A 24,405-nucleotide genomic window follows, 5' to 3' on the forward strand; every position below is an offset into this window, starting at 1 on the left:
GGTATAGCCGGTCATGGCTGAAGGGTAGCTGGCACAGTTGCGGATACAAGCGCCGTTCTGAGCCGCTGTATTCTTCGGCTGACGTGACGGCATGGATCCCAGGGTCTCCGCGACGTCGCTTCGCTCCTGCTCCGCCCTGGGATGACGAAGGCGCAGTGATATTCGGCTAATCTCGAAGATATTCGACTTGCCGCTGAAGAGAACCATCGACGCTTGCGTCCGATTGGCCTTCAGCCTGTCGGGCGGGACATCATTATAAAAAACCCGGCTTCGCGCCGGGTTTTTCCAAACGCTAGCAAGACAGCCGCGCTCAGCTCACCTTGACCTTGGCGGCGGCAGCCTGGTCTTCGGCCAACTTCTGCTGGAACATCTGCGCGAAATCGATCGGGTCTAGCATCAGCGGCGGGAAGCCGCCATTGCGTGTTGCCTCGGCGATGATCTGCCGGGCGAACGGGAACAGCAGCCGCGGGCATTCGATGAACAGGATCGGCAGCATGTGCTCCTGCGGGAAGCCGCTGATGGAGAAGACGCCGCCATAGACCAGCTCGACGTTGAACAGCACTTCCTGGTCGAACGACGCTTTGGCGTTCAGCGTCAAATTGACGTCGAACTGCTTGTCCGAAAGCGGATTGGCGTTGACGTTGACGTTGATGGCGATGCCCGGAGCCTTGTCGCGGCCGCGCAACGAGTTCGGTGCGCCGGGGCTTTCGAAGGACAGGTCCTTCACATATTGCGCAAGCACGTTGAGCGAAGGCTGCGCCGCATTTCCATTACCGTTGGCTGCGCCGGTCGGCGCGTCGTCGTTGCTGGCCATAAGCTGTGGTCCTTTTGCCTGGGCAGCGTTGCTGACCGGATTGAAATTCGGGCGTTCGCTATCATGACCGGCCCGACAAGACAAGTTTGCAAAAGACGCCGGTTGCCTTGCAGCTACTCGTCCTTGAGGCGGCGCCAGGGAGAACCCGGTCCGCGCGTATGGTCGTCGGCCCGCGAATAGTCGCCGTCGTCGAGATCGATGGTCTTGCCGCGTTGCCTTGCCCGCAAACCACTGCTGAAATCGGTTGCCAGCACGATGCGGCCTTTCAGCATCCGCCAGGCAAGATCGCGCACCGGCGGCAGGAACAGCAGAAGGCCGAAAATATCCGAGATGAAGCCGGGGATGATCAAAAGGATCGCGGCCAGCACGATCATGGCGCCATGCGCAAGCTGGCCGCTCGGATCACGCCCGGCATCCATTTCGGCACGTACCCTGGCCATCACGCCAAAACCCTGGTGCCGCAGCAGCAGGGCGCCGGCGACACTCGAGGCCAGCACCAAGCCGACTGTCGCCAGCGCGCCGACCTGGCGGCCGACAATAACGAAACCGGCTATCTCCAGCAGCGGAAGCGCGAGAATGAACAGGGGAAGCAGCGAAATACGCAAATCTTGACCGATCGTTTTCGATGTTTTGCCGGCCGGCGAGCAATCGCCGCTGGCACCAGAGCTGTTAGATAGGTATGGCTGCCTTTGATTTGAATGATTGCGCCATGCGTTCTATATGCTTTGGATACTGAACGCTATGTGATCGCGGCCCTTGCTTGGCCGCTGGTCCGGCCAAAGCAGGGATTGATTGGCGCAAGATATGGGCTTCTTCGACTTCGGCACGATTTTCTTTCTGATTGCGGCGGTGGTGATCTTCTTCCAGCTGCGCAACGTGCTTGGCCGACGCACGGGCAACGAGCGCCCACCCTTCGATCCATATACGGCAGCGCGCAAAAACGACAAGGATGCCGCCCAGAAACCCGAGAACGTGGTTTCGCTGCCGCGCAAGCGGCTGGCGGGAGAGCCGGCCGCCGATGCCTATGTGGCGATCGATGCCTTTGCCAAGCCGGACACCGATCTCAACCGGGGCCTGCGGGCGATCAAGGACAATGATCCGACCTTCGACCCGAAGACCTTCGTCGACGGCGCCAAGATCGCCTACGAGATGATCGTCATGGCCTACGCCGATGGCGACCGCAAAACGCTGAAGAACCTTTTGTCGCGCGAGGTCTATGACGGCTTCGTCGCGGCCATCGGTGACCGTGAGGCGAAAGCCGAAAAGATCCAGTCCTCCTTCGTCGGCATCGACAAGGCCGACATCGTTTCGGCCGAGATGAAGGGCAGCGAGGCGCACATCACGCTGCGCATCGTCAGCGAACTGATTTCGGCGACCCGCGACAAGGCCGGCGCCGTCATCGACGGCGATCCCGAAACCGTCGCCGAGGTCAAGGATGTCTGGACCTTCGCTCGTGACGCGCGCTCGCGCGATCCGAACTGGAAGCTCGTCGCCACCGAAGAAGAAGACTGAACTGGACGGCGGCGGAGGCTGTCGTGTCGCTTTCTCGAGCCTTCAGCGAAAAATCCTTTGGCGAATTGCCGGGCTGGGGCGAGGACGACCATTTCCCTGCCTTTGAGGCCTTTCGCCGCTCGGCCTTTCATATCCTGACCAAACCCTACCGCTCCGGCGCGCTCGGCGTCGATTACAATGGCTTTGCCGACGCCTATGCCGAAGCGCGCACCGTTTCGCCGGCGAATCGGTTGCAGGCCCGAAGCTTTTTCGAGCGCCACTTCGTGCCGGCCCGTATCGATGCCGAAGATGGTGGTCCGGGCCTGGTCACCGGCTTTTACGAGCCGGAGGTCGAAGCCTCGCCGGTACGCACGCAACGGTTTTCGGTGCCGTTGCTGTCGCGCCCGGCCGATCTTGTCGACGTCGACGACGGCAATCGTCCTTCCGGCATGGATCCTTATCTCGCCTTCGCACGTGCGGCGCCGAACGGCCCGGTCGAATATTTCGACCGCGGCGAGATCGAATGCGGCGCGCTTGCCGGAAAAAGGCTGGAAATCGCCTGGCTCGCCGATAAGGTCGACGCCTTCTTCATCCACGTGCAGGGTGCGGCGCGGCTCAAGATGACCGACGGCAGGCTTCGCCGCATCACCTATGCCGCCAAATCCGGCCAGCGCTTTACCGGACCGGGCAAGATCTTGAGCGAGGAAGGCGAGATCCCGCTGCAGAAAGTGACGATGCAGTCGATCCGTGCCTGGTTCAAGGCGCATCCGGAACGCGTCGACGAGATCCTTTGGCGCAACCGCTCCTACATTTTCTTCCGCGAGATGGGCGTCGACGACCCAGAGCTCGGCCCGATCGCTGCCGCCAAGGTGGCGCTGACACCCGGCCGCTCGATCGCCGTCGACCGGCTGCTGCACACGTTCGGCACGCCCTTCCATATCGATGCACCGTCGCTGACCGTCTTCGACGGAAAACCGTTCCGGCGGCTGATGATCGCGCAGGACACCGGCTCGGCGATCACCGGGCCGGCTCGCGGTGATCTGTTTGCCGGGTCGGGCGATGCGGCCGGCGAGATCGCCGGCGTTATCCGCAACGCCGCAGATTTTTATGCGCTGATCCCCCGGTCGCTGGTTTCAGGAGCAGGCCGATGACCCGGCGCATCGACAGGCTGAGCGAGGACGACCGGGTGCTGTGGAACCTGGTGGCGCGCACGGCAAAGCCGCTCAAGGGCAAAACCGCCGTCGAAATTCCGCACGTTGGGCCGGAGATCGACGAGACCAGGCAGCCGCCGCCGGCACAGGTCGCGGGCAATGCTGCCACGGCCGCAAAGCAGAAGGCGCAGCATGTCTCCCACGCACTCGACGAACCGACGCTGGACAAGCTGTCGAAGGGCCGGCTGCCGATCGAAGGCCGCGTCGACCTGCATGGCCTGACCCAGGACGAAGCCTATTCGCTGCTGTTTTCCTTTCTGCACCGGGCGCATGCCGGCGGCATCCGCTATGTCCTGGTGATCACCGGCAAGGGTTCCTCGTCGGGCGGCGATGGCGTCTTGCGGCGCGCCGTGCCGTCATGGCTGTCGACACCCGCCTTCCGGCCCCTCGTCTCCAGCCACGACCATGCCGCCCGCAAACATGGCGGCTCGGGTGCGCTCTATATCCGCTTGCGGCGGGCGCGCTCATGAGGACATGCCCATGAGGGACGCACCTATGAGGATGCACCCATGAAGGTGCGCTTGTGACCCCATTCGGCGAAAAGCTTCGCGTGCTGCGAAACGAGCGCGGCGTCAGCCAGAAGGACATGGCCAAGGCGATCGGCGTCAGCGCAGCCTATCTCTCGGCGCTGGAACATGGCCGCCGCGGTGCGCCGAGCTGGACGCTGATCCAGAAGATCATCGGCTATTTCAACATCATTTGGGATGACGCCGAGGAACTGGCGCGGCTGGCCGAAACCTCGCATCCGCGCGTCAAGCTCGACACGTCGGGCCTTAGCCCGGCGGCGACCGAGCTTGCCAATCTCCTGGCCGACAACATTGAAAAGCTCGACGACGCCGAGCTTCGCCGCATCATTGCGTCGATCCGCGCCGCGCTGGCACGGCCGAAATGAGTTGCTTGGTTACTGGACCGAGCCGACCAGCACCTGCTGGCCGCCGCGGATCGAGACCCAGCGGCCGGTATTGTCGATCGCCTGCCGCTTGAGGAAACGATAGCCGGTCTGGTCCCAGGAACGGACCTGGTCGGTCAGATTGTCGAGGATGTAGTCGCCCTTGTCGGTGCGCACCGTCAGCACGGCGTGGCCCTCACCGTCGGGCTTGCGCACGACAGTCATCAGCAGATCGGCAAACGAGACGCCAAGCCGGTTCAGCTCACGGCGCTTTTCCAGGACATAGTCCTCGCAATCGCCAACGCCCTTGTCGGGATAGGCCCAGACCTCATCCTTGCCGTAGATGTCGAAGTCGCTCTCCGGCTTGACGGCGGCGTTGACCTTTGCCGTGACGCTGAGCAGCTTGCGCCACAGCGAGCCTGTCAGGCTGGCGGGCGACAGATCCTTCGGGCGGATCGAGCATTCGGACGCGTAGCTCTTGCAGAAATCATAATGGCCGATCGGCTGCGAGGTCGGGCCACCTGTTATCATTGGGCTGGCTGCCGAGGCCGAACCGGCCCAACCTGCCGCCACAGTAAGTCCAGCCAGCGCGCACAGGCGCAGCGTTCTCGCCATTGGTGAGGAAATCATTGTCCCCGCTTGTCCCTTGTTGTTAACGAAACGTTAAGGGGTATTTACAGTCCGTGTCAATTATGAGGATGGATTGATTTTGCGGCATGGTTACCCGCGTGGCGCCAACGCGACTATTGTGCAACAGCTCGGATGGACTACACCGATTCCAACCGGTAATTTTAGCGTTGGCCGACCTGATGCGAGGTCGCGGGCGCGGCATCATCGCTGGTCGCCTATTTCTTGCCGGTCCGGACCAGTTTCGGCTTCACCGCAACGCGGTTCTGACGGCCATAGCTGGTAATGAAATCAACGATGCGCGGCACGATTTCGGAGCGGAAGCGCGAGCCGTTGAACACACCATAATGGCCGACCGCCGGCTGCATGTAATGGGCGTGCCTGTCGGCCGGGATGTTGATGCACAGGTCGTGCGCAGCCTTGGTCTGGCCGAGGCCGGAGATGTCGTCGTTCTCGCCCTCGACCGTGAACAGGGCGACATTGCGGATCGCCGAAGGGTCGACCGCCACGCCGCGATGCGTCATCGTGCCCTTGGGCAAGGCCTGGCGGACAAACACGGTGTCGACGGTCTGCAGGTAGAATTCCGCCGTCAGATCCATCACCGCCAGATATTCATCGTAGAACTCGCGGTGCTTCTCGGCATTGTCGCCGTCATGCTTCACCAGATGCATGAAAAAGTCCTTGTGGGCGATGATGTGGCGGTCGAGGTTCATGCTCATGAACCCCGAAAGCTGCAGGAAGCCAGGATAGACCTCGCGGCCGAAGCCCGGCACCGGCCAGGGCGCGCGCATGATGACGTTGTCGCGGAACCAGTCGATGCCCTTTTCTTGCGCCAGCAGATTGACCGCCGTCGGATTGCGGCGCGTGTCGATCGGCCCGCCCATCAGCGTCATCGTCGAGGGCACGAACGGATCACCCTTGGCTTCCATCAGCGCCGCCGCCGCCAGCACCGGCACCGAAGGCTGGCACACCGCCATCACATGGGTGTCGGGACCCAGCGCATGCAGCATGTCGACGATGTAGTCGATATAGTCGTCAAGATCGAAGCTGCCGTCGGCCAGCGGCACCATGCGGGCGTCGACCCAGTCGGTGATATGCACGTCGGCATAGGGCAGCATCGCCTCAACCGTGCCGCGCAGCAGCGTCGCGTAGTGGCCAGACATCGGCGCGACGATCAACAGTTTCGGATCCGGTCGGCGCCCAGCAGGAACCGCCCGCTCGAAACGGACCAGGTTGCAGAACGGCCGCGACCAGACGGTATGTTCGCTGACCTCGACGGTTTTCCAGTCGACCACGGTCTTGGTCAGGCCGAATTGCGGCTTGCCGTAGCGGCGCGTCGTGCGCTCGAACAGTTCGGCCGTTGCCGCAACCGAGCGACCCCAGGACGTGTGTGAGACCGGGTTGAGCGGATTGGAGTAGAACAGGCGCACCGCATCGGCATAGAGGCGCGCCGGCTGCAAGGCGGCGTGGTTCAGTTCGTAGAGCTGGTAGAACATCGAGAACCCCGCTGCCGACTGCGATCGAAGGGCCGACGAGCAGCGCCGAGCCTTGAATGCCTTGCGGGGAAGTTAGCAACAATCTGCTGCGATGCAATACGTCAACTTGAGTGATTTAGGCTCGTTCTTTCGTCCAAGGCATTGAGAATCCGCCTGGAACGGCAACAGCCGGCTCAATGTGCACCTGCGAAGGCCTGGCATGCAGCACGGCTATTGGGGACGAGCGTCGGAGGCGGTGTCCGGCCGTGGCGGCCGTTAGACCCGTGCCATGCAGACGGCCGTATGGCCCGAGCTGATGAAGCCAAGCTGACTGGCGGCGCCCTTCGACAGATCGAGCATCCGCCCCTTGATGAACGGGCCGCGGTCGTTGATGCGCACGACGACACTGCGGCCATTGTTGCGATTGGTCACCTTCAGCTTGGTGCCGAACGGCAGGCTGCGGTGCGCGGCGGTCAGCGCCGACGGGTTCATGCGTTCGCTGGAAGCGGTTCTGGAATGCAGTGAGTACCAGGAGGCACGGCCGCACTGCGCGGCGGCGCTGGCAGTGGATGCGCCGACCATCAGGCCAGCCGCGATCGTGGCCGCGACAAGCGCGGTCTGGTTGCTTTTGTTCATGTGTTGGGGACTGGCTCCGTTGACAGACCCGCAGCGGTTAGGGACGAATGAGGCAGCAAATGCGGCAATGATCTGTCGGTTCCATGGCAATGTTACACGTTTGGAGTCGACGCGAAACAATTTGTCAGAGATTTCCCGCAGCGCGGCACAGCTTCCTTGATGATCTTTCCACCGATCTCCGCATGTCTTGCGCAGGATCAGAGGTTAGCATCTAAGTAGAAGTTGGCGTGATTGGGCTGCTTCTTTTAGCTGTTCCATTTCGGCCGGAATGCGGCTGATGATCGACTTGGAGAGGAGTTCTAGCGATGAGATTGATCAAAAATCTGCTGGCCTTGATTGTGCTCGCCATCGGCGTGCTGTGGTCATTGCAAGGCATCGGTTGGGTCCAGGGCAGCTTCATGACCGGCCAGTCGCAATGGCTCTATGCCGGCATCGTGACCGTGCTGGTCGGCTTGGTCGGCCTGGCCTGGACAAACCGCTCGCGTGGTTGAACAGGCGTCGATCCTCAGGCGCCCGCCGGAGCAGCACACAGCGGACCCGTGGCGGCCGCTCACCGCGACCAGTACTGCCAGCCCCAGTAGAAACTTTCGTCGCGCGGCGGCAGGCGGTTGCGCTCGGCGTCCAGATGCACCGGTGTCGGCGTTTTGCGTTCGTCTTCAGGCGGCTGTTTGTCTCCGGCCTTGATCAGGCGGAGCCAATGGCCGAAATGCGCAAACAGTACAGCGGTGGAATGGGGCATCGTCACGTCTCCGGTCCGGTTACTCCCGCCCCGCCCACGGGACGAGCACCCACTCGATCCTGCGGATGATGAATTCGAGCACGAAGGCAATGGCCGCGATCACCAGTATGCCCATCACTACCACGTCGGTGACGAGGAACTGGGCAGCGGACTGGATCATGAATCCGAGCCCGCGCGTCGCGGCCACCAGCTCGGCGGCGACCAGCGTCGACCAGCCGGCGCCAAGCGCGATGCGCAGCCCCGTCAGGATCGAGGGCAGCGCGCTGGGCAGGATGACGTGCCAGATCACCTGGCGCTGCGTGGCGCCAAGCGAGCGCGCTGCATTGATGCGCTCCTGCGAGACGCCGCGAACACCCGATGCCGTCGACAGCGCAACCGGCGCCAGCATGGCAATGGCAATCACCAGGATCTTGGACGGCTCGCCAATGCCGAACCAGATAATGATCAGCGGCAGATAGGCGAGCGGCGGGATCGGCCGCAGGAATTCGAGCAGCGGATCGAAGATGCCGCGCCCGATCGTGCTGATGCCGATAGCCAGCCCGATGGGAACGCCGACGAAAACGGCCGCGATCAGCGCCGCAAACACCCGCCACAGGCTGGCGGCGATATGCTGGAGCAGCGTCGCGTCGACAAAGCCGTCACGGGCGACGACGACAAATTTGTTCCAGACTGCCACAGGCGACGGCAGGAAAACCGGCGACACCAATTGCAGACGGGCCGATGCCGTCCACGCCGCCAGCATCATCAGAATGGTGATCGCGCTAACCACGCGGGCCGAAACGCGGCTGCGTCTCGGCCGCGGCCGCGACCATGGCACCGACAGCGCGTCGGCTCCGTCGTCGACCTTGCGCTGCGGCCGCTCGGTATAGGAGGTAACGGTCATGCTGCCTCCCCTTCGAAGATCGCGTCGGTCAGCTCGCCGCGCGCTGCGGCGAAGGCGGGATCGGCCTTGATGCTGCGAATGGCCTCGCCGGCTGCATAGCGCCGGCTGAAGCCGGTCTCGAAGCTCCACACCACCCGGCCAGGGCCGGGAGCGAGCACAATGATACGGGTTGCCAGCACCAGGGCTTCCTCGATGCCGTGCGTGACCATCAGCACGCCGACCTGGCTTGCCGTCCACAGATCGAGCAGCGTTGTCTGCATGCGTTCGCGTGTCAGCGCATCGAGCGCGCCCAGCGGCTCGTCGAGCAGCAGGAATTGCGGCTCGGCCGCCAGCGCCCGGGCCAGGCCGACCCGCTGGCGCATGCCGCCGGAAAGCTCCCAGATGCGCTTGTCGCCGGCGCCGTCGAGCTTCACCAGCGCCAGAAGCTTGTCGGCGCGCCGCGCCCGTTCAGCCGCCCTGACACCGCGCAGCCTGAGCGCAAAGGCGACATTTTCCCGCGCGGTCAGCCACGGAAACAGCGCGTCGTTCTGGAACACGACGGCGCGCTCAGAGCTTGGCGCCGTGATCGGCCTGCCGCCAATCGTGGCGCGTCCGCGCACAGGCTGGACCAGGCCCGCAGCGACATTGAGCAACGACGTCTTGCCGCAGCCGGAGCGGCCGACCAGGACGACGAAGTCATCCTTGGCGATCTCAATCGACACATTTTCGACCGCCGGCGCCGGCTGACCGTCATAGTGGACCGAGACCTTGTCGAGCACGAGATGCGTCATGGGAACCTCGCCGATATTCCGAATCTGTCTGCCCCGAAGCCGCTCCTCGCAAGCGGTTCGGGGCAGGGAGCACGCGGCGTCAGGGAAGGAGAACCGCGCGCGTTGGCGTCAGTTCGAGGCAAGCGCTTCGCTGACATATTTCGACGACACGTATTCCGAATAATCCGGCAGCACGGCGTCGATCTTGCCCTGCTCCTTGAGGAAGGCCGATGTCGCCTCGACCGCTTTGACCGTGCCGCCACCGAGGAACTTGTCCGAGGCTTGCTCCTCGAGCGTCGGGAAGACATAGCCCCTCAATAGTTGCGGCACGTCCTCCAGCTTGGCCCCGGTGATCGTGGCGATCTTCGCCGCTTGCGGCGACGTCACCGACCAGGCGTCCGGCTTGGCCAGGAACTCGGCATAGGCCGCGCCCGTTACTTTGACGAAGTCGCGCACCGCTTCCGGGTTCCTTTCGGCGAAGTCGGTGCGCACGATCCAGGCGTCGAAGGTCGGCGCGCCCCAGGCGGCGACCTGGGAGGAATCCAGCACGACCTTGCCCGTCGTCTTGATCTGGCCGAGTGCCGGATCCCATACATAGGCGGCGTCGATGTCGCCGCGCGCCCATGCCGCCGCGATCTCCGGTGGCCGCAGATTGAGAATATCGACCCACTTCGGGTCGACACCCTCATGCTTCAGCGCGGCAAGCAGGCTGTAATGCGTCGTCGAAACGAAGGGCACCGCCACCTTCTTGCCGGCAAGGTCGGCGGCCTTCTCGATGCCGGCGCCGTTGCGGGCGACAAGGGCCTCGGATTCGCCGATCAGCCCGACAACGAAGATTGTCTGGATTGGAAGCTCGCGGCTCGCCGCCGCCGCCAGCGGGCTCGAGCCGACATAACCGATGTCGACCGAACCGGAAGCGATCGCCGCGATCACGTCGGCGCCGGAATCGAATTTCCGCCAGTCGATTGTCGCCTTGGTCGCGCTCTCATAGGCGCCGTCGGCCTGCGGCACCTTCGAGGGTTCGACCACCGTCTGGTAGCCGATAGTGATCTTGAGGTCCCGCGCATCGGCCGGGCCGAGGAAGGCGGCGCCCGCCAGAGCCGCCGAGGACAAGAGAACGATACGTCGCGAAATGGTGGACATGAAAGGCTCCTGGAAACGAGAAAAACCCGGATTGCGTTTCATAGTCATCTAACTCTATCGTTCTTGTAGAGTTAAATCCTTCCAATCGGTGCGGTCTTGTTAGAAAAAGTCATCTGGCTATGGCAGTTCCCGCGCTTCTGGGTGACGGCCCGGGTGAGAACCATCGTCCTTGCCCGAGAACCTCTTCCACGTCGTCCATGCGCGCAACAACGATTTTCCCGTTTTCGCCCCTGCATCGGCAAATCCATGCTGTGGATGGCCAGGAAATTGGAATCAAGTTCCCTGTGTTCGCGGTTAAGTCTAGTATCCTTATCGACATTGAAGGATTGGAGAGGACGATGAGCGACGCCACCCTCCTTGTTGCCGCGCGCGGCATGCTTTGGCCTTCAAATTCAGGGGCAGAAGCTGCTGTCGGTATTCTCGCCGATCGGGACATTCCTGCCGCCGGCCCGTTTGCCGGTGCGCCATTCGCGGCGGCTTCTGTGCTTCCAAGAGCACAAGCCCCGGCCAAAATGGCCATTGCGGCGTGAAAACGAAGCAAAATCAACGTTTCTCGGCTTGTATATCATGTCACTAGAATTTATCTGTAGTGACAGCTTGGACGCGGCGGGGAGGCACGCCAGGCGTTTCGCAACCGGTGGCCTTGCGTCATCGCATGACAGAGAAACGTGCGGGTTATGCTCACGAAAAAAGGTAAATACGGCCTCAAGGCGCTCGTCCATCTGGCGCGCCTGCCGGTTGGACAGCTCGCCTTCGTCAACGACATCGCCACAGGAAACAATATTCCGAAGAAGTTCCTCGATGCCATTCTTGGCGAATTGCGCAATGCCGGTTTCGTTCAGAGCCGCAAGGGCAAGGAGGGCGGCTACCGGCTGGCACGCCCGGCGGACGAGATCAAGGTCGGCCACGTCGTGCGCGTGCTCGACGGACCGCTTGCCCCCATTCCTTGCGCCAGCCGCACCCAGTATCAGCGCTGCGAAGACTGCAACGAGGCGACATGCCAAGTCCGACACCTGATGCTCGAGGTCCGGCAGGCCATCGCCGAGGTGCTGGACCAGCGCAGCCTCGCCGAAATGCGCGACATCGCCGGCGACGAGGATTTTTCGGCGGCATTGAAAATCCAGGCCTGAACCAATCTCTCCTGAGCTGGCGACGATCGCCAGGACAGCTGGTTTGCGTATGACCGGGCGCGCTACGCCAAGTTCGATCATCATTGTCGGCGGCGGTGCCAGCGGCGTCGTGCTTGCCGCGCATCTGCTGAAGTCGCCCAATCCCGATCTACGTGTCAGCCTGATCGAAAAACGCCCGCATTTTGGGCAAGGCATGGCCTATTCAACCCTGCTGTCGGCGCACGTGCTGAATGTCAGCGCGTCGGGCATGAGCGCCTATGCCGACGATCCCGGCAATTTCTCGCGCTGGCTGCTTGAACGCGGCCTGGCAACGCCGGAACAGGCGCCGGTCTATGCGCCGCGCAGCGTCTACGCCCGCTATCTCAAGGAGTTGCTCGACGAGCTCGAGGCGCGTGAGCAGCAGACGGGCCGGCTGCGCCTGATCCGCGAGGAGAGCCTGTCGATCTCGCCGACCGCGTCAGGTGTCGAAGTGGCGCTGGCCAACGGCACCAGCGTGGTTGCGCATCTTGCCGTGCTCGCCACCGGCCACGACGAAGAGCCGGGGGCGGGGCAGGGGCATGCGATCAGGATGGGATCCGACGCGGACACTGCGCTCGACCCCGAAGCCCGAGTCCTGGTGCTGGGCACGGGCTTGAGCATGGTCGATGCCTTCCTGTCGCTCGAGCAGCGCGGCCACCGCGGCGCGATCGTCGCGGTGTCTCGGCGCGGCCTGCTGCCTTCGCCGCATCGCAAGGGCAATCCGATCAAGCTCGACGTTGCCGACATTCCGCTCGGCACCCAGCTTTCCTATTTCGTCGGCTGGTTCCGCGACCTGATCCGGGAAAACCAGAAGGCCGGCATCGACTGGCGCGACGTCGTCGACGGTCTGAGACCCTTCAACCAGAAGATCTGGCAGAACTGGCCGTCCTCGGCCAAGCGCCGCTTCGTCGAGCACACCAAGGCCTGGTGGGACATCCACCGCCATCGCATGGCGCCGGAAGTCTACGCCCGCGTTGCCGAGGCGGTGCAAGCGGGCCGCATCCGCCTTGTCGCCGGGCGCGTCGTCGAGATCGCCGCCGGCGACGGTTTCAGCGTACAGGTCCAGTCGCGCCACACGCAGCACCTCGAAAGGTTCGACTTTGCTCGCATCTATGATTGCACAGGCATCGCCAGGGACATCTCGACCACCTCGAACAGCGTGGTGCGGTCGCTGGTCGAGCGTGGGCTGGCACGGCCGGATCCGCTGCGCCTCGGCCTCGACGTGACCGCGAACTGCGAGGTCATCGCCGGCGACGGCACGGTATCCGCCAAGATCCTCGCCGTCGGGCCACTGACGCGCGGCACCTTCTTCGAAATCGACGCCATTCCCGATATTCGCGTGCAGTGCGCGCGGCTGAGCAAGCGCTTGCTCGGATGAGGGCGCCTCTGTCTTGACGCGATCTCGGATGCAAGACCGCTGCCGTCGGGTGAAAAGATCTCGACCGCATAGCCGCGTTCGGTGAAGGCGAACCAGGGGTGCGGGAGCTCGCTCCACCAGAAGCCGACCAGCCAGCCCGTGGTGGTCGAGACAGCCAGGCGATGACGCCACACGTTTCGGCCGTCTCGCATTGAGGATTGGTGTCGCGCACGCTCGTCTTCGTTCTCCTCCATGGATTTTGTAGTCGGCGAGGCCGTGAGCCGCGACCCTGGCCAGATGACCGGGCAAATTCTGCTTCCGTTGTCACCGTGCCTTGCCTAGCATTGGCGCATGACCCAACGCGGAAGACTGTACGGCTGTCCGGTCGAGTTCGCGCTCGACGCGCTCGGCGGCAAATGGAAGACGGTGATCCTGGCGCGCATCAAGGAACAGCCGATGCGCTATTCCGACCTGCGCCGGCTGATCCCCTCACTCTCGGACAAGATGCTGACGCAGCGCCTGGCCGAGCTTGTCGAGATTGGCTTCGTCACGCTCGAGACGTCGCCCGACGGCAAGGGACGCTATGCCTTGACCGGGCGCGGTGAAGATCTCGCCGCCACGCTCCAGGCGCTCTACGACTGGGGCAGCGTGCATGGCCGCGCCGAGGGTGTGCGCTTTCGCACCGACAGCGCAGCCACCACCTAGATCAATTCCGGGAAAAGCGCGGAGCGGTTTTCCGTCCGCAATTGCGTGAAGACAAAGCGATGGAGCGGTTCGGCGTTTGCGTGAAACGGTGAATTCGCTCCAGCAAGCCGACTGCCCTCAACCCGCACCGGCAAGCGCGCTGCAGAAGCTTGCGACGTCGGTGACGACGGCTTCGCCGAGGAAGCGTAGCGTCGCCATCGAGCGGTCGCGCGCTTCGCGGTTGCCGAAGCCACAGGCATCCTCGATTACCACGGCGACAAAGCCATTGTCGGTCGCCTGGCGAACGGTCGGCTCGATGCCGATCTCCATGGCGATGCCTGCGAGCGCTATCGTGCGCACGCCGCAATCGCGCAAGGCAAAGCCGAGCGCGGTGGAATCGAACGCCGACATCGTGAGCTTGTCGAATACCGCCTCGTCCGCGCGGGGCTCCAGCTCGGGCACGATCCGCGTCGCTTCGGCGTCGCGCGGGAACCACGGCTCGACCGTGTCGGGGCTGTCGCGCCGCTGCCAGGCCATGGCGGTGCGCAGCTGCGTCGCGCCCATCCATTTGCGCGGCAGCGACAGATGGCGCGTGAACGCCACCCGCATTCCGGCCCCGCGCGCCGCTTCCAGCACCGTGCCGGTGCGCTCGACGAGGGTGGCGGCTCCGGCCACCTGGCGACAGATGCCGACCTGCATGTCGTAGACCACCAGCGCCGTGCGGCGCGGATCGCACCACTCAGCCAGGCCGGCCGGGATTTCGATCCCGTCGCTCGCCCGGATCATGCCGCAGTCCGGTCCCATGGCTTGGCGATATCGACGGTCGGGTCGAACAGGAATTCCAGCGGCAATGGCGCGTCGAAGGCGATGAAGTGCCATTCCAGCAGCCCGGCCTTGGACAGCGGGAAGTCCTCGGTGTATCGCCTCGCTTCCGCGACGCTGTCGAGCTCGAAGACGATGATGACGCCGCCAATATCGCCGCGCGCATAATTCTCGCGCACGATCCCCGCCTTCCAGAGCCGCCAGACATTCGACACTTCGTCGCGCAGATAAGGCCGCAAATCGTCGAGCGTGACGCCGGGCTTGAAATTGTCATAGGCAAGAATCTTCATCGGCCGTTCCTTGAATTGCTGTTCGCCCAACGTCGGCTAGCATGGCGGAATCGGCGGCCGCAACGAACGAGATGGTGCGTTTAGTCCCAGGCAGGTTCTGCAAATCCTTTGCCCTACCTAGAGGCCCCGCCCGGCGAAGCGTTCGCGAAATTCCATTCCCCTGCTGGCGGCCGGATTGGCACGATCTATCTTCTTTCCAACTGCAAACGGTTGGAAAAGACGGTAGGTTGCCGTCTTCCAGGGCGGTTGCTCATTCTGGCAGCGGAGCATCTGACATGAGCAAGCACAAGATCGTGGCACCGGATGATGCATCGTCCCGCCTGCGCCCGCCCTATGCCTCGGTTCTCGACCTGATCGGGCAGACGCCGGTCGTCGAGCTGACCAAATTCGACATCGGCAAGTGCCGGCTGTTCATCAAGCTCGAAAGCCAGAATCCCGGCGGCTCGATCAAGGACCGCATCGCGCTGTCGATGATTGCCGCCGCCGAAAAACAGGGCAAACTGAAACGCGGCGGGACGATCGTGGAGGCGACCGCCGGCAATACCGGTCTTGGTCTCGCCCAGGTCGGCATCCCCAAGGGCTACCGCATCATCCTCGTCGTCCCCGACAAGATGTCGCGCGAAAAGATCCAGCATCTGCGGGCGCTCGGCGCGGAGGTGCGGATGACGCGTTCCGATGTCGGCAAGGGCCATGCCGAATATTATCAGGACATGGCCGAAAAGATCGCGGCCGAGTTGCCCGGCGCCTTCTATGCCAACCAGTTTGCCAATCCGGCCAATCCGCTGGCTCATGAAACCACGACCGGACCGGAAATCTTCCAACAGCTCGAAGGCGACGTCGATGCAGTTGTCGTCGGTGTCGGCTCCGGCGGCACGCTGACCGGGCTTGGCCGCTATTTCGCAAAGGTCTCGCCGAAGACCGAGATGATTTTGGCCGATCCGGTCGGCTCGGTGCTGGCGCCGTTGATCAAGACCGGCAAGATGATAGAGGCCGGGAGCTGGACCGTCGAAGGTATCGGCGAGGATTTCGTGCCGCCCAATGCCGATCTGTCGCTGGTCAGGAAGGCCTATTCCATCCCCGACAAGCAGAGCATGCTTGCGGTGCGCGACCTGCTTTCGAAGGAAGGCATTCTCGCCGGCTCGTCGTCGGGCACGCTGCTTTCGGCAGCGCTTCGCTATTGCCGCGAGCAGACCGTGCCGAAGCGCGTCGTTACCTTCGTCTGCGACAGCGGCAACAAGTACCTGTCGAAAGTCTTCGACGATTTCTGGCTGGTCGAGCAGGGCCTGGCCGAGCAGGAGCAGCATGGCGATCTGCGCGACCTGGTCATGCGCACGCTCCGCACCGGCGATGTCGTGTCCGTCGGCCCGGACGAAAGCCTGCTCAACGCCTATGGCCGCATGCGCCGATCGGATGTCTCGCAGCTGCCGGTGCTGGACGAGGGCAAGCTCGTCGGCATCATCGACGAAAGCGATATCCTCGCCAAGGTCGAAGGCCCCTATGACAGCCGCTGGGACCGCTTCAAGGCCCCGGTCAGTACGGCTATGACCTCTACCCTGCACACGCTGCAAGCCAGCCAGACGCTGGACGCGTTGCTGCCGGTCTTCGATCGCAACGAGGTCGCCATCGTCTTCGACGGCGACGAATTCATCGGCCTGATAACACGCATCGACCTGATCAACCATCTGAGGCGCGCCCGATGACCGTCAAAGCCACCGTATCGGGCAAAAACCGCCTCGCCTTTTCGACGCGCACCATCCATGGCGGCCAGAGCCACGACCCGACGACGGGCGCGGTGATGGTACCGATCTATGCCACTTCGACCTACGGTCAGCAGAGCCCGGGCGTGCACAAGGGCTTTGAATATGCCCGCAGCCAGAACCCGACCCGCTTCGCCTTCGAGCGCGCGGTGGCCGACCTCGAAAGCGGCACAGCCGCCTTCGCCTTCGCTTCGGGGCTGGCGGCGATCGCAACCATTTTCGAATTGCTCGATTCAGGCGCGCATATCGTCGCGACCGACGACATCTATGGCGGCACGTTCCGGCTGCTGGAACGGGTGCGCAAGCGCTCGGCCGATTTGCAGGTCGACTTCGTCGACTTCACCGTCCTTGCCGCGGTCGAGGCGGCGATCCGCCCGGAAACCAATATGCTCTGGGTCGAGACGCCGACCAACCCGCTGCTGCGTGTCGTCGACCTCGAAGGCGTCGCAGCACTTGCCAGGCGCAAAGGCGTGCTCTCAGTCGCCGACAACACTTTCTGCAGCCCCTATCTGCAGCGGCCGCTGGAGCTCGGCATCGACATCGTGGTCCATTCGACGACGAAATACCTCAACGGCCATTCCGACATGGTCGGCGGCGTCGCCGTAGTCGGCGACAACAAGGATCTCGCCGACCGGCTGAAATTCCTGCAGAACGCCATCGGCGCCATTTCAGGGCCGTTCGACAGTTTCCTGGCGCTGCGCGGACTGAAGACGCTGGCGCTCAGGATGGAGCGCCATTCGTCGAATGGCCAGAAGATCGCGCACTGGCTGGAAAGCCGTCCCGACATCCGCCGTGTCATCTATCCCGGCCTGCCCAGCCACCCGCAGCACGCCATCGCCAGGCGGCAGATGCACGCCTTCGGCGGCATGATCACGGTCGAGCTCGACCGCGACCTCGCCGGCACCAAACGCTTCCTCGAACATACGCAACTGTTCACGCTGGCCGAAAGCCTCGGCGGCGTCGAAAGCCTGATCGAGCACCCGGCGCTGATGACGCACGGCTCGATCCCGGCGAAAAAACGCGCCGAGATCGGGATTTCGGATTCGCTGGTGCGGTTGTCGGCCGGGATCGAGGACGGCGACGATCTGATCGCGGATCTGGATCAGGCGCTGGCGAGCTGAGCCCGGCAACAAGAACCTGCGAGACGTCGGCAGGACAGTGCCCTCTGCCCTACCCGGCATCTCGGCCACGAGGGGGGAGATTGGCCGTCATCTTGCGCTTTCGCCAACCTCCAACGCTGAAACACGGACGGGAAGGCGAAGCTGCCGATCTTCCCGCTTGTGGGGGAGATGTCCGGCAGGACAGAGGGGGCGTGAAGGATCGCCAACGAGCGGCGCTTATTCTGCATCCATATCCATGCGTCTTACATTCTATTCCGTTGACCTTGGCGCCATCTGGCAGAATTGTAGCTTCCTGATCCACCTTGCTGCCTAGCTCCGGAAGCTATGAACAACCGACAACGCAACCAACCGACGGCAAGCGATACCCCGCTCACCTTCGCCATCCTCGTCTTCCCCGGCTTTCCGATGATGGCGTTCAGTTCAGTGATCGAGCCGCTCCGCGCCGCCAACGTGCTGGCGAAGCGGGACTGCTATCGCTGGATCATCGTCGGCGCCGCCGAAGGCCCGGTGGGGGCCTCGAACGGCGTCATCATCCAGCCCGGCTTTTCCGCCCATGACGCGCCGAAGGTCGATCGCATCGTCGTCTGCTCAGGCGGCGATGCCGATCATCTCGTCGCGTACGATGCCGTGAGCTGGATCCGCAAGAGTCTGCGCGGTGGCGCCCATATCGGTGCTGTGGCGGATGCCGCCTTCTTTCTGGCGCGGGCCGGCCTACTCGACGGCCATGCCTGCACCTTGCACTGGACCAGCCAAGCCGCCTTCACCGAGGCGTTTCCGGACATCGAGCTGAGACGCGATCTCTACGTCATCGACCGCAAGCGCTTCACCTCGGCCGGTGGCGTCGGCAGCCTCGACATGATGCTGGAGATCATCACCAACGACTATGGCGCCGAGCTCGCGGCCGGCGTCGCCGAATGGTTCGTGCACAGTCCGCTGCGCTCCAGCGTCGACCGCAAGCTGATGCCGCTCAGGCTGCGGACCGGCGTGCAGAACGAACTGGTGCTGTCGGCCATCGCCATCATGGAGGATGCGGTGGAGGAGCGGCTCGGCATGGCGGAACTGGCGGGGCGACTTGGTGTCTCCTCCGATAAGCTCGAACGCAATTTCCGCTCCGAACTCAGTATCTCGCCCAACGGCTATTACCGCCGCCTGCGGCTGAAGCGTGCCGCCGACCTCTTGGCGCATTCGACGCTGATGGTGCGCGATGTCGCGCTGGCCTGCGGTTTCGCCTCGATGTCGAGCTTTGCGCGGGCGTTTCGGGAGGAGCATGGCCATGCGCCGAAGGTGATGCGGAGGCATTAGGTATTTCGGATGTTGGCGGGACAGCGCCCCCCTCTGTCCTGCCGGACATCTCCCCCACGAGGGGGGAGATTGGCAGCTTCGATGCTCCGCTCCTCCTGCGACGGTGGAAATTCACGAAAGCGGCGATGACGAGCCGATCTCCCCCTTAAGGGGGAGATGTCCGGCAGGACAGAGGGGGGCGCCGTAGAACGCTACGGAACGACTTCAAGCGGTATTTCGCACAACATCTGCGGTATCGCGCACAGCCTCTGAACGACGTATGGCTCATCTTCCCCGCTTCAGGAGGCACCCATGAGCATTGTCGTTTTTGACCCCGACAGCACCGAGGACGTCGACTTCAAAGACCGCATGCGCCACCCGGCGGCGGCGGATCCGGCCGGCGGCATGTGGCTGTCGGACACCGAGCCGTCCTTCATCGACGCCGACGCGCTGCGCAAGGGCCGGCTGGCCAGGCTGCGCGCCTGGATGCGCGAGGCCGGCTATGGCGGCATCGTTTTGTTCGACCCCTACAACCAGCGCTACGCCACCGGCTCGCGCAACATGTTCGGCTATTTCCTGCGCAACTCGACGCGCTACTTCTTCATCCCCACCGAAGGGCCGATCGTGTTGTTCGAATATCCGCAGAGCTACCATGTCTCGATGGTGCTCGACACGATCGACGAGGCGCGTCCGTCCAAGCTGGTCTGGTCATCGGTGTCAGGCCGCGACGACGAGACCGCCGGCCCGTTCGCCGATGAGATCGCCGAATTGCTCAAGGCGCATGGCGGCGGCTCGATGAAGCTCGGCCTTGACCGCTGCAGCCATCTGCAGGCACTGGCGCTGGAAAAGCGCGGCTGCGAGGTGCGGGATTGCCAGGGCGAGATTTTGGCGGTGCGCGCGGTCAAGACGCCCGAGGAAATAAAATGCCTGCAGGTGTCGATGGCTGGTGCCGAGGCTGCGGTCTATGCGGTGCGCGAGGCGATCAAGCCTGGCGTTTCCGAAAACGAGCTGTTCGCCATCATGTATGGTGAGGTGATCCGGCAAGGCGGCGAGTTCATCGAGACCCGGCTGCTGACCTCGGGCCAGCGCACCAATCCGTGGTTCAACGAGGCGAGCGGCCGCAAGATCAGGCCGGGCGAACTCTTGGCGCTCGATACCGATACGATCGGCTGCTACGGCTATTATTCGGACTTTTCGCGCACCTTCCGTTGCGGACCGGGCAAGCCGACGGATTATCAGAAGTCGCTCTACCGCATGGCGCACGACCAGGTTCAGCACAATATCGGGGTCGTCAAGCCGGGCATGGCGTTTCGCGAGATTGCCGAAAGGGCCTGGAAGATACCGGACCGCTTCGTCGACCAGCGTTATACCTCGGTCATGCACGGCGTCGGCATGCATGGCGAAACGCCGTTCATAGCGCACGCCATGGACTACGAGACCTATGGCCGCGACGGTGTCATCGTGCCCGGCATGGTGGTCAGCGTCGAAAGCTATATCGGCGAGAAGGGCGGCCGCGAGGGCGTCAAGCTGGAGGACGAGATCCTGATCACCGAGACCGGCACCGAGCTCCTGTCGCGCTTCCCCTATGAGGATGATTTCCTTGACAGGCATGTTTGAGTGTTGACAGGCAGTTTTGCATGAAAAGCCCGATCTCGATCAAGCGCGGCAAGGTGGCGGCGGTGTTCATCGATCTCCAGGAGGAGCATCGGCGGGACAAGCGCTATCTGGTCGAAGGCTATGGCGACATCCTCGCCAACGTCCAGCGGCTGCAGGAGGCGGCGCGGGCCAACAATGTGCCCCTTTACCACTGGGCCTATATCGTCGATCTCGCCACGGCGCGGCCGTTCCACCCGGTCGAGGCCAGCGGCAAGTCGGCGTTTTCCGACAAGGACGATCCGCTGACTGCGATCTGCGCGGAAGTGGGCCCGGCGACAGGCGAGATGATGCTGGTCAAGACCGATGCCAGCGCCTTCCGCGCGGGGCCTGCCGCCGAGCGGCTGAAGGCCGACGGCATCGAGTGGCTGGTCGTTGCCGGCGTCTGGACCGAGGCCTGCATCGATGCCACCGTCAAGGATGCGGTGGCGCTCGGGTTTCGAGTGCTGCTGGTCAAGGATGCCTGCGGCAGCGGCAGCACGGCGATGCACCAGACGGCCATCCTCAACCTTGCCAACCGGCTCTATGGCGGTGCCGTCACCACCACCGACGGCGCCTGCCGGCTGCTGGCAGGCGAGACGGTCGAAGCCTGGCAGGTCGAGGGCTCGGTGCCGCTGCGTTTCAGCTATGAAAACGCCGCCCGCCTCTATGCCGAGCTCTGAGCGGGATCGCGCAGCGATGGTCACCGAGGCCGATCGACCCGAAATAAAAGACCGCGGAAAATACCAGACGCTGCTCGATCCGGAGCTGTGGGCCTATATCGACCGGGTCAACGACTGGTATCCGCCCGAAATCGCTTTCATGCCGATCGAAAGGCAGCGGGCGGTCTATGACTCCATGTGCCGGGCGTTTCGCGAGCCCTATCCACCCGGCGTCAAGGCCAGCGACAGCGCGGTTCCTGCCGGCGACCGTGCGATCCCGGTCCGGCGCCACCATATGGCGGGCACGGCGCCGCAGGCAGCGGTCGTCTATTATCACGGCGGCGGCTTCGTGCTTGGCGGGCTCGACAGCCATGACGACATCTGCGCCGAGATCTGCGCCGGCACCGGTTTTGCCGTTCTGTCCGCCGACTACAGGCTGGCGCCCGAACATCTGCATCCAGCGGCCTTCGAGGATGCGCTGGCGGTGTTCGAATGGGCGGCGGCGACGGCCGGCCTGCCGACCGTGCTCTGCGGCGAAAGCGCCGGCGGCAACCTTGCCGCCGCGGTGGCGCAGGCATCGCGTAGTAACCTCCGCTGCGCGATCGGCCAGGTGCTGATCTATCCCGAGCTGGGCGGTGACGAGAACGCCGGCTCCTATGTCGAGCACGCCGAAGCGCCGCTGCTGACATTGCGCGACATCGAATTCTATCGCCATATCCGATCAGGGAAGGGACAGTCTCTGGACGACCCGACCTTTTCGCCGCTCAGCGATACCGACTTCTCCGGCCTGCCGCCGACGGTCATCGTCACCGCGCAATGCGATCCGCTGTCGTCGGACGGCGAGGCCTATGGCGACCGCATCCTCGCCGCCGGCGGTCGCGCCTGGTGGCATGAGGAGCCGCGCCTCGTGCATAGCTTTCTACGCGCCCGCAAGACCGTGCCGCGAGCCGGCGAAGCCTTCGGGCGCATCATTGCGGCCATCGCCGCGCTCGGCAAAGGCGACTGGCCTTACTGAGGTTGCGAAGGCCCCCTCATCCGGCCGCTTCGCGTCCACCTTCTCCCCGCTGGGGAGAAGAGGCTGGCATCAACGCTGGCGACCTCCTCTCCCCCGGGGGAGAGGTCGGATTGCCCCGAATTGCTCTTCGTAATTCGGTTGGCAATCCGGGTGAGGGGGACCTTCCGTTTGCGGAATAGCGCACAAGAACTGCGGAAGTCCGAACAACTCCCCCACGGGAGCTCGCCCTATCATCCCCGAGGCAATGGCGCTCCGGCGATCGCATCCGTCCCCCGCGTTTGGCGATCGGCAGAGGTGCCCAACAACAGGGGAATGACGACAATGAAGTTCATGCTGACCGATCGAAAACTGCATCCGCAGGCCGAGCCCGTCGCCGATGGCTTCAAGAAACGCCAGATGAACCGGCGCGAATATCTCGCCACCATGGCTGCGCTCGGCGTCAGCGCTACCGGCGCGCTGGCGCTCGGCGGGCTTGCGCCGTCACCGGCCAGGGCCGAGGAGCCGAAGCGCGGCGGCATCTTGCGTGTCGCCATGAACGTCAAGGGCTGGAAGGATCCGCGCACCTTCGACGGCGTCGAGATGTCCAACGTCGCCCGCCAGTGCAACGAATATTTGGTGCGCTGGAAGCGCGACTTCACCTTCGAGCCATGGCTGCTCGAGAGCTGGGAAACCAGCGACGACGCCCGCGTGCTGACGCTGCATGTCCGCAAGGGCATCACCTGGTCGAACGGCGACACCTTCAACGCCGACGACGTGATCCACAATCTGACGCGCTGGTGCGATGCGTCCGTCGCCGGCAATTCGGTCGCCGCGCGCATGGGCGCGCTGGTCAACGCCGACACCAAGAAAGCCGTCGACGGCGGCATCGAACGCGTCGACGACGTCACCGTGCGGCTCAATTTGCCCAAGCCCGACATTTCGCTGATCGCCGGCATGGCCGACTACCCGGCGCTGATCATGCACCGCAGCTATGAAGGCGACGGCGATCCGCTGAAGGCATTGGCGATCACCACCGGGCCTTGCGAACTCGTGGCATGGGACGCCGAGGTCGGCGCCGAAGTCCGCCGCAAAGACAAGCCATGGTGGAAGGGCGAGTTCTACCTCGACGGCATCAAATGGGTGGACTACGGCTCCGACCCCAATGCGATGCTGTCGGCCTTCGAATCGGGCGAGATCGACACCGACCACGAAACCGCCTCCGACACGGTTGCGCAGACCGACTCCATGGGCCTGAGCAATTCGGAAATTGCCACCGGCTCGACCATCGTCGCGCGGTTCAATATCGGCAATCCGCCCTATGACGACATCAAGGTGCGCCGCGCCGCCCAGCTCGCCGTCGACAACGCCGCCGTGCTGAAGATCGGCATGGACAACCGCGGCAAGCCTGCCGAGAACCATCATGTCGGGCCGATGCATCCCGAATATGCCGATATCGGCCCTGCCGTCCGCAACATTGATCAAGCCAAGGCCCTGCTCGCCGAGGCCGGCAAGGCCGACCACGAATACGAACTCATCTCCGTCGACGTCGACTGGCAGAAGAGCACCGGCGACGCCATCGCCGCGCAGATGCGCGAGGCCGGGCTGAAGATCAAGCGCACCGTGCTGCCGGCCGCGACCTTCTGGAACGACTGGAGCAAATATCCTTTCTCCTGCACGGAGTGGCTCGGCCGGCCGCTCGGCGTCCAGGTGCTGGCGCTCGCTTATAAGTCTGGCGCCGCATGGAACGAGAGCGCCTACGCCGATCCGGAATTCGACAGTCTGCTCGACAAGGCGCTGGCGATGCCCGATCCCGGCGCCCGCAAGGAGCTCATGGCCAAGATCGAGCAGAATCTGCGCGATTCCGGCATCATCATCCAGCCCTACTGGCGCTCGGTCTACCGCACCTACCGCAAGGGCGTGCATGGCTGCGAGCAGCACCAGTCGCTCGAGCAGCACTTCGAGAAGGTTTGGCTCGAGGCGTAGCCTTGCAGACGACCAAT

The 24,405-nt window shown here is 63.7% G+C and carries 28 protein-coding genes; 16 read left to right on the top strand and 12 right to left on the bottom strand.

Features of this window, described 5'->3' with window-relative positions; genetic code table 11:
• The 3 genes from NKJ20_RS16755 to NKJ20_RS16765 all read right to left on the bottom strand — a co-directional run.
• On the bottom strand, positions 1–207 hold a 207-nt coding region (locus NKJ20_RS16755; protein ID WP_352745475.1), incomplete at its 3' end, for a hypothetical protein.
• A 103-nt stretch (positions 208–310) separates the two neighbouring features.
• Entirely contained in the window at positions 311–814 is a 504-nt protein-coding gene (gene secB / locus NKJ20_RS16760; protein ID WP_352453643.1) for a protein-export chaperone SecB, read from the bottom strand.
• 113 nt (positions 815–927) lie between these two features.
• On the bottom strand, positions 928–1,419 hold the full coding sequence (locus NKJ20_RS16765; protein ID WP_023675916.1) for an FxsA family protein: 492 nt from the start codon (positions 1,417–1,419) through the stop codon (positions 928–930).
• Positions 1,420–1,618: 199 nt separating this feature from the next.
• Between NKJ20_RS16765 and NKJ20_RS16770 the strand changes: the two genes are divergently transcribed.
• From NKJ20_RS16770 to NKJ20_RS16785, 4 genes are read left to right on the top strand one after another with little or no spacing between them, the layout of a single operon-like run.
• The gene (locus NKJ20_RS16770) at positions 1,619–2,326 is read left to right on the top strand and encodes a Tim44/TimA family putative adaptor protein (RefSeq protein ID WP_352745631.1); all 708 of its coding nucleotides are present in this window, start codon (positions 1,619–1,621) and stop codon (positions 2,324–2,326) included.
• Positions 2,327–2,349: 23 nt separating this feature from the next.
• Positions 2,350–3,456, top strand: a complete 1,107-nt coding sequence (gene mltA, locus NKJ20_RS16775) for a murein transglycosylase A (protein ID WP_352453644.1) — start codon at positions 2,350–2,352, stop codon at positions 3,454–3,456.
• Complete coding sequence (locus NKJ20_RS16780) at positions 3,453–3,986, top strand: Smr/MutS family protein (RefSeq protein WP_352453645.1); 534 nt, start codon at positions 3,453–3,455, stop codon at positions 3,984–3,986. Before mltA ends, NKJ20_RS16780 begins: the two co-directional genes overlap by 4 nt.
• Positions 3,987–4,039: 53 nt before the next feature.
• Entirely contained in the window at positions 4,040–4,408 is a 369-nt protein-coding gene (locus NKJ20_RS16785) for a helix-turn-helix domain-containing protein (RefSeq protein ID WP_352453646.1), read from the top strand.
• 9 nt (positions 4,409–4,417) lie between these two features.
• Here NKJ20_RS16785 and NKJ20_RS16790 read toward each other — a convergent pair whose 3' ends face one another.
• The 3 genes from NKJ20_RS16790 to NKJ20_RS16800 all read right to left on the bottom strand — a co-directional run bounded on the left by NKJ20_RS16790 (position 4,418) and on the right by NKJ20_RS16800 (position 7,143).
• Positions 4,418–5,035, bottom strand: a complete 618-nt coding sequence (locus NKJ20_RS16790; protein WP_352453647.1) for a transglutaminase-like cysteine peptidase — start codon at positions 5,033–5,035, stop codon at positions 4,418–4,420.
• A gap of 215 nt (positions 5,036–5,250) precedes the next feature.
• Positions 5,251–6,528 carry a polyhydroxyalkanoate depolymerase gene (locus NKJ20_RS16795; protein ID WP_352473986.1) on the bottom strand — a complete coding sequence of 426 codons (1,278 nt, stop codon included), beginning with the start codon at positions 6,526–6,528 and terminating at the stop codon, positions 5,251–5,253.
• Positions 6,529–6,783: 255 nt separating this feature from the next.
• The gene (locus NKJ20_RS16800; RefSeq protein WP_352745478.1) at positions 6,784–7,143 is read right to left on the bottom strand and encodes a septal ring lytic transglycosylase RlpA family protein; all 360 of its coding nucleotides are present in this window, start codon (positions 7,141–7,143) and stop codon (positions 6,784–6,786) included.
• 305 nt (positions 7,144–7,448) lie between these two features.
• Here NKJ20_RS16800 and NKJ20_RS16805 point away from each other — a divergent pair, with 305 nt between their 5' ends.
• Positions 7,449–7,634, top strand: coding sequence for a hypothetical protein (locus NKJ20_RS16805; RefSeq protein WP_352745480.1), 186 nt, complete (start codon positions 7,449–7,451; stop codon positions 7,632–7,634).
• A 59-nt stretch (positions 7,635–7,693) separates the two neighbouring features.
• Here the strand turns inward: NKJ20_RS16805 and NKJ20_RS16810 are convergent, their stop codons facing one another.
• From NKJ20_RS16810 to tauA, 4 genes are all read right to left on the bottom strand, one after another.
• On the bottom strand, positions 7,694–7,882 hold the full coding sequence (locus NKJ20_RS16810) for a hypothetical protein (RefSeq protein WP_352473982.1): 189 nt from the start codon (positions 7,880–7,882) through the stop codon (positions 7,694–7,696).
• 19 nt (positions 7,883–7,901) lie between these two features.
• Positions 7,902–8,765 (bottom strand): ABC transporter permease subunit, encoded by an 864-nt coding sequence (locus NKJ20_RS16815; protein WP_352745483.1) that lies wholly within the window; start codon positions 8,763–8,765, stop codon positions 7,902–7,904.
• Positions 8,762–9,535: a taurine ABC transporter ATP-binding protein gene (locus tag NKJ20_RS16820; protein WP_352453653.1), complete on the bottom strand. Its 774-nt coding sequence runs from the start codon at positions 9,533–9,535 to the stop codon at positions 8,762–8,764. The genes NKJ20_RS16815 and NKJ20_RS16820 overlap by 4 nt, the downstream gene beginning before the upstream one ends.
• Positions 9,536–9,643: 108 nt before the next feature.
• Positions 9,644–10,657 (bottom strand): taurine ABC transporter substrate-binding protein, encoded by a 1,014-nt coding sequence (gene tauA, locus NKJ20_RS16825; protein ID WP_352745486.1) that lies wholly within the window; start codon positions 10,655–10,657, stop codon positions 9,644–9,646.
• Between the two features lie 197 nt (positions 10,658–10,854).
• Between tauA and NKJ20_RS16830 the strand changes: the two genes are divergently transcribed.
• The 4 genes from NKJ20_RS16830 (at position 10,855) to NKJ20_RS16845 (ending at position 13,867) form a co-directional block, all read left to right on the top strand.
• Positions 10,855–11,187 carry a hypothetical protein gene (locus NKJ20_RS16830; RefSeq protein WP_352453655.1) on the top strand — a complete coding sequence of 111 codons (333 nt, stop codon included), beginning with the start codon at positions 10,855–10,857 and terminating at the stop codon, positions 11,185–11,187.
• A 147-nt stretch (positions 11,188–11,334) separates the two neighbouring features.
• Positions 11,335–11,787 carry an RrF2 family transcriptional regulator gene (locus NKJ20_RS16835; protein ID WP_023675902.1) on the top strand — a complete coding sequence of 151 codons (453 nt, stop codon included), beginning with the start codon at positions 11,335–11,337 and terminating at the stop codon, positions 11,785–11,787.
• 49 nt (positions 11,788–11,836) lie between these two features.
• Complete coding sequence (locus NKJ20_RS16840) at positions 11,837–13,183, top strand: FAD/NAD(P)-binding protein (RefSeq protein ID WP_352745489.1); 1,347 nt, start codon at positions 11,837–11,839, stop codon at positions 13,181–13,183.
• Between the two features lie 330 nt (positions 13,184–13,513).
• The gene (locus NKJ20_RS16845) at positions 13,514–13,867 is read left to right on the top strand and encodes a winged helix-turn-helix transcriptional regulator (protein WP_352745492.1); all 354 of its coding nucleotides are present in this window, start codon (positions 13,514–13,516) and stop codon (positions 13,865–13,867) included.
• A 117-nt stretch (positions 13,868–13,984) separates the two neighbouring features.
• Here the strand turns inward: NKJ20_RS16845 and NKJ20_RS16850 are convergent, their stop codons facing one another.
• Entirely contained in the window at positions 13,985–14,632 is a 648-nt protein-coding gene (locus tag NKJ20_RS16850) for a cysteine hydrolase family protein (RefSeq protein WP_352745495.1), read from the bottom strand.
• Entirely contained in the window at positions 14,629–14,958 is a 330-nt protein-coding gene (locus NKJ20_RS16855) for a hypothetical protein (RefSeq protein ID WP_023718782.1), read from the bottom strand. Before NKJ20_RS16855 ends, NKJ20_RS16850 begins: the two co-directional genes overlap by 4 nt.
• A gap of 275 nt (positions 14,959–15,233) precedes the next feature.
• Between NKJ20_RS16855 and NKJ20_RS16860 the strand changes: the two genes are divergently transcribed.
• From NKJ20_RS16860 to NKJ20_RS16890, 7 genes are all read left to right on the top strand, one after another.
• The gene (locus NKJ20_RS16860; protein ID WP_352745497.1) at positions 15,234–16,658 is read left to right on the top strand and encodes a pyridoxal-phosphate dependent enzyme; all 1,425 of its coding nucleotides are present in this window, start codon (positions 15,234–15,236) and stop codon (positions 16,656–16,658) included.
• Positions 16,655–17,836: a cystathionine gamma-synthase gene (locus NKJ20_RS16865; protein ID WP_352745499.1), complete on the top strand. Its 1,182-nt coding sequence runs from the start codon at positions 16,655–16,657 to the stop codon at positions 17,834–17,836. The genes NKJ20_RS16860 and NKJ20_RS16865 overlap by 4 nt, the downstream gene beginning before the upstream one ends.
• A gap of 324 nt (positions 17,837–18,160) precedes the next feature.
• Positions 18,161–19,138: a GlxA family transcriptional regulator gene (locus tag NKJ20_RS16870; protein ID WP_352745501.1), complete on the top strand. Its 978-nt coding sequence runs from the start codon at positions 18,161–18,163 to the stop codon at positions 19,136–19,138.
• Between the two features lie 291 nt (positions 19,139–19,429).
• Positions 19,430–20,734 carry a M24 family metallopeptidase gene (locus NKJ20_RS16875; protein ID WP_352745502.1) on the top strand — a complete coding sequence of 435 codons (1,305 nt, stop codon included), beginning with the start codon at positions 19,430–19,432 and terminating at the stop codon, positions 20,732–20,734.
• Between the two features lie 20 nt (positions 20,735–20,754).
• Complete coding sequence (locus NKJ20_RS16880; protein WP_023678943.1) at positions 20,755–21,432, top strand: isochorismatase family protein; 678 nt, start codon at positions 20,755–20,757, stop codon at positions 21,430–21,432.
• Positions 21,433–21,448: 16 nt separating this feature from the next.
• Positions 21,449–22,426 carry an alpha/beta hydrolase gene (locus NKJ20_RS16885; protein WP_352745505.1) on the top strand — a complete coding sequence of 326 codons (978 nt, stop codon included), beginning with the start codon at positions 21,449–21,451 and terminating at the stop codon, positions 22,424–22,426.
• A gap of 321 nt (positions 22,427–22,747) precedes the next feature.
• Positions 22,748–24,388: an ABC transporter substrate-binding protein gene (locus tag NKJ20_RS16890; protein WP_352745508.1), complete on the top strand. Its 1,641-nt coding sequence runs from the start codon at positions 22,748–22,750 to the stop codon at positions 24,386–24,388.
• The last annotated feature ends 17 nt before the right edge of the window (positions 24,389–24,405 follow it).

It is taken from the genome of Mesorhizobium sp. M0185 (assembly GCF_040322175.1).
Taxonomy (GTDB): domain Bacteria; phylum Pseudomonadota; class Alphaproteobacteria; order Rhizobiales; family Rhizobiaceae; genus Mesorhizobium.

Coding starts and splice junctions, on each gene's coding strand:
- NKJ20_RS16865 (WP_352745499.1), top strand. CDS start 16,655: ATGACCGTCAAAGCCACCGTATCGGGCAAAAACCGCCTCGCCTTTTCG.
- NKJ20_RS16815 (WP_352745483.1), bottom strand. CDS start 8,765: ATGACCGTTACCTCCTATACCGAGCGGCCGCAGCGCAAGGTCGACGAC.
- tauA (WP_352745486.1), bottom strand. CDS start 10,657: ATGTCCACCATTTCGCGACGTATCGTTCTCTTGTCCTCGGCGGCTCTG.
- NKJ20_RS16795 (WP_352473986.1), bottom strand. CDS start 6,528: ATGTTCTACCAGCTCTACGAACTGAACCACGCCGCCTTGCAGCCGGCG.
- NKJ20_RS16835 (WP_023675902.1), top strand. CDS start 11,335: ATGCTCACGAAAAAAGGTAAATACGGCCTCAAGGCGCTCGTCCATCTG.
- NKJ20_RS16810 (WP_352473982.1), bottom strand. CDS start 7,882: ATGCCCCATTCCACCGCTGTACTGTTTGCGCATTTCGGCCATTGGCTC.
- NKJ20_RS16800 (WP_352745478.1), bottom strand. CDS start 7,143: ATGAACAAAAGCAACCAGACCGCGCTTGTCGCGGCCACGATCGCGGCT.
- NKJ20_RS16885 (WP_352745505.1), top strand. CDS start 21,449: ATGGTCACCGAGGCCGATCGACCCGAAATAAAAGACCGCGGAAAATAC.
- NKJ20_RS16780 (WP_352453645.1), top strand. CDS start 3,453: ATGACCCGGCGCATCGACAGGCTGAGCGAGGACGACCGGGTGCTGTGG.
- NKJ20_RS16855 (WP_023718782.1), bottom strand. CDS start 14,958: ATGAAGATTCTTGCCTATGACAATTTCAAGCCCGGCGTCACGCTCGAC.
- NKJ20_RS16830 (WP_352453655.1), top strand. CDS start 10,855: ATGCGCGCAACAACGATTTTCCCGTTTTCGCCCCTGCATCGGCAAATC.
- NKJ20_RS16850 (WP_352745495.1), bottom strand. CDS start 14,632: ATGATCCGGGCGAGCGACGGGATCGAAATCCCGGCCGGCCTGGCTGAG.
- secB (WP_352453643.1), bottom strand. CDS start 814: ATGGCCAGCAACGACGACGCGCCGACCGGCGCAGCCAACGGTAATGGA.
- NKJ20_RS16770 (WP_352745631.1), top strand. CDS start 1,619: ATGGGCTTCTTCGACTTCGGCACGATTTTCTTTCTGATTGCGGCGGTG.
- NKJ20_RS16880 (WP_023678943.1), top strand. CDS start 20,755: ATGAAAAGCCCGATCTCGATCAAGCGCGGCAAGGTGGCGGCGGTGTTC.
- NKJ20_RS16840 (WP_352745489.1), top strand. CDS start 11,837: ATGACCGGGCGCGCTACGCCAAGTTCGATCATCATTGTCGGCGGCGGT.
- NKJ20_RS16790 (WP_352453647.1), bottom strand. CDS start 5,035: ATGATTTCCTCACCAATGGCGAGAACGCTGCGCCTGTGCGCGCTGGCT.
- NKJ20_RS16890 (WP_352745508.1), top strand. CDS start 22,748: ATGAAGTTCATGCTGACCGATCGAAAACTGCATCCGCAGGCCGAGCCC.
- NKJ20_RS16820 (WP_352453653.1), bottom strand. CDS start 9,535: ATGACGCATCTCGTGCTCGACAAGGTCTCGGTCCACTATGACGGTCAG.
- NKJ20_RS16805 (WP_352745480.1), top strand. CDS start 7,449: ATGAGATTGATCAAAAATCTGCTGGCCTTGATTGTGCTCGCCATCGGC.
- NKJ20_RS16845 (WP_352745492.1), top strand. CDS start 13,514: ATGACCCAACGCGGAAGACTGTACGGCTGTCCGGTCGAGTTCGCGCTC.
- NKJ20_RS16870 (WP_352745501.1), top strand. CDS start 18,161: ATGAACAACCGACAACGCAACCAACCGACGGCAAGCGATACCCCGCTC.
- NKJ20_RS16875 (WP_352745502.1), top strand. CDS start 19,430: ATGAGCATTGTCGTTTTTGACCCCGACAGCACCGAGGACGTCGACTTC.
- NKJ20_RS16860 (WP_352745497.1), top strand. CDS start 15,234: ATGAGCAAGCACAAGATCGTGGCACCGGATGATGCATCGTCCCGCCTG.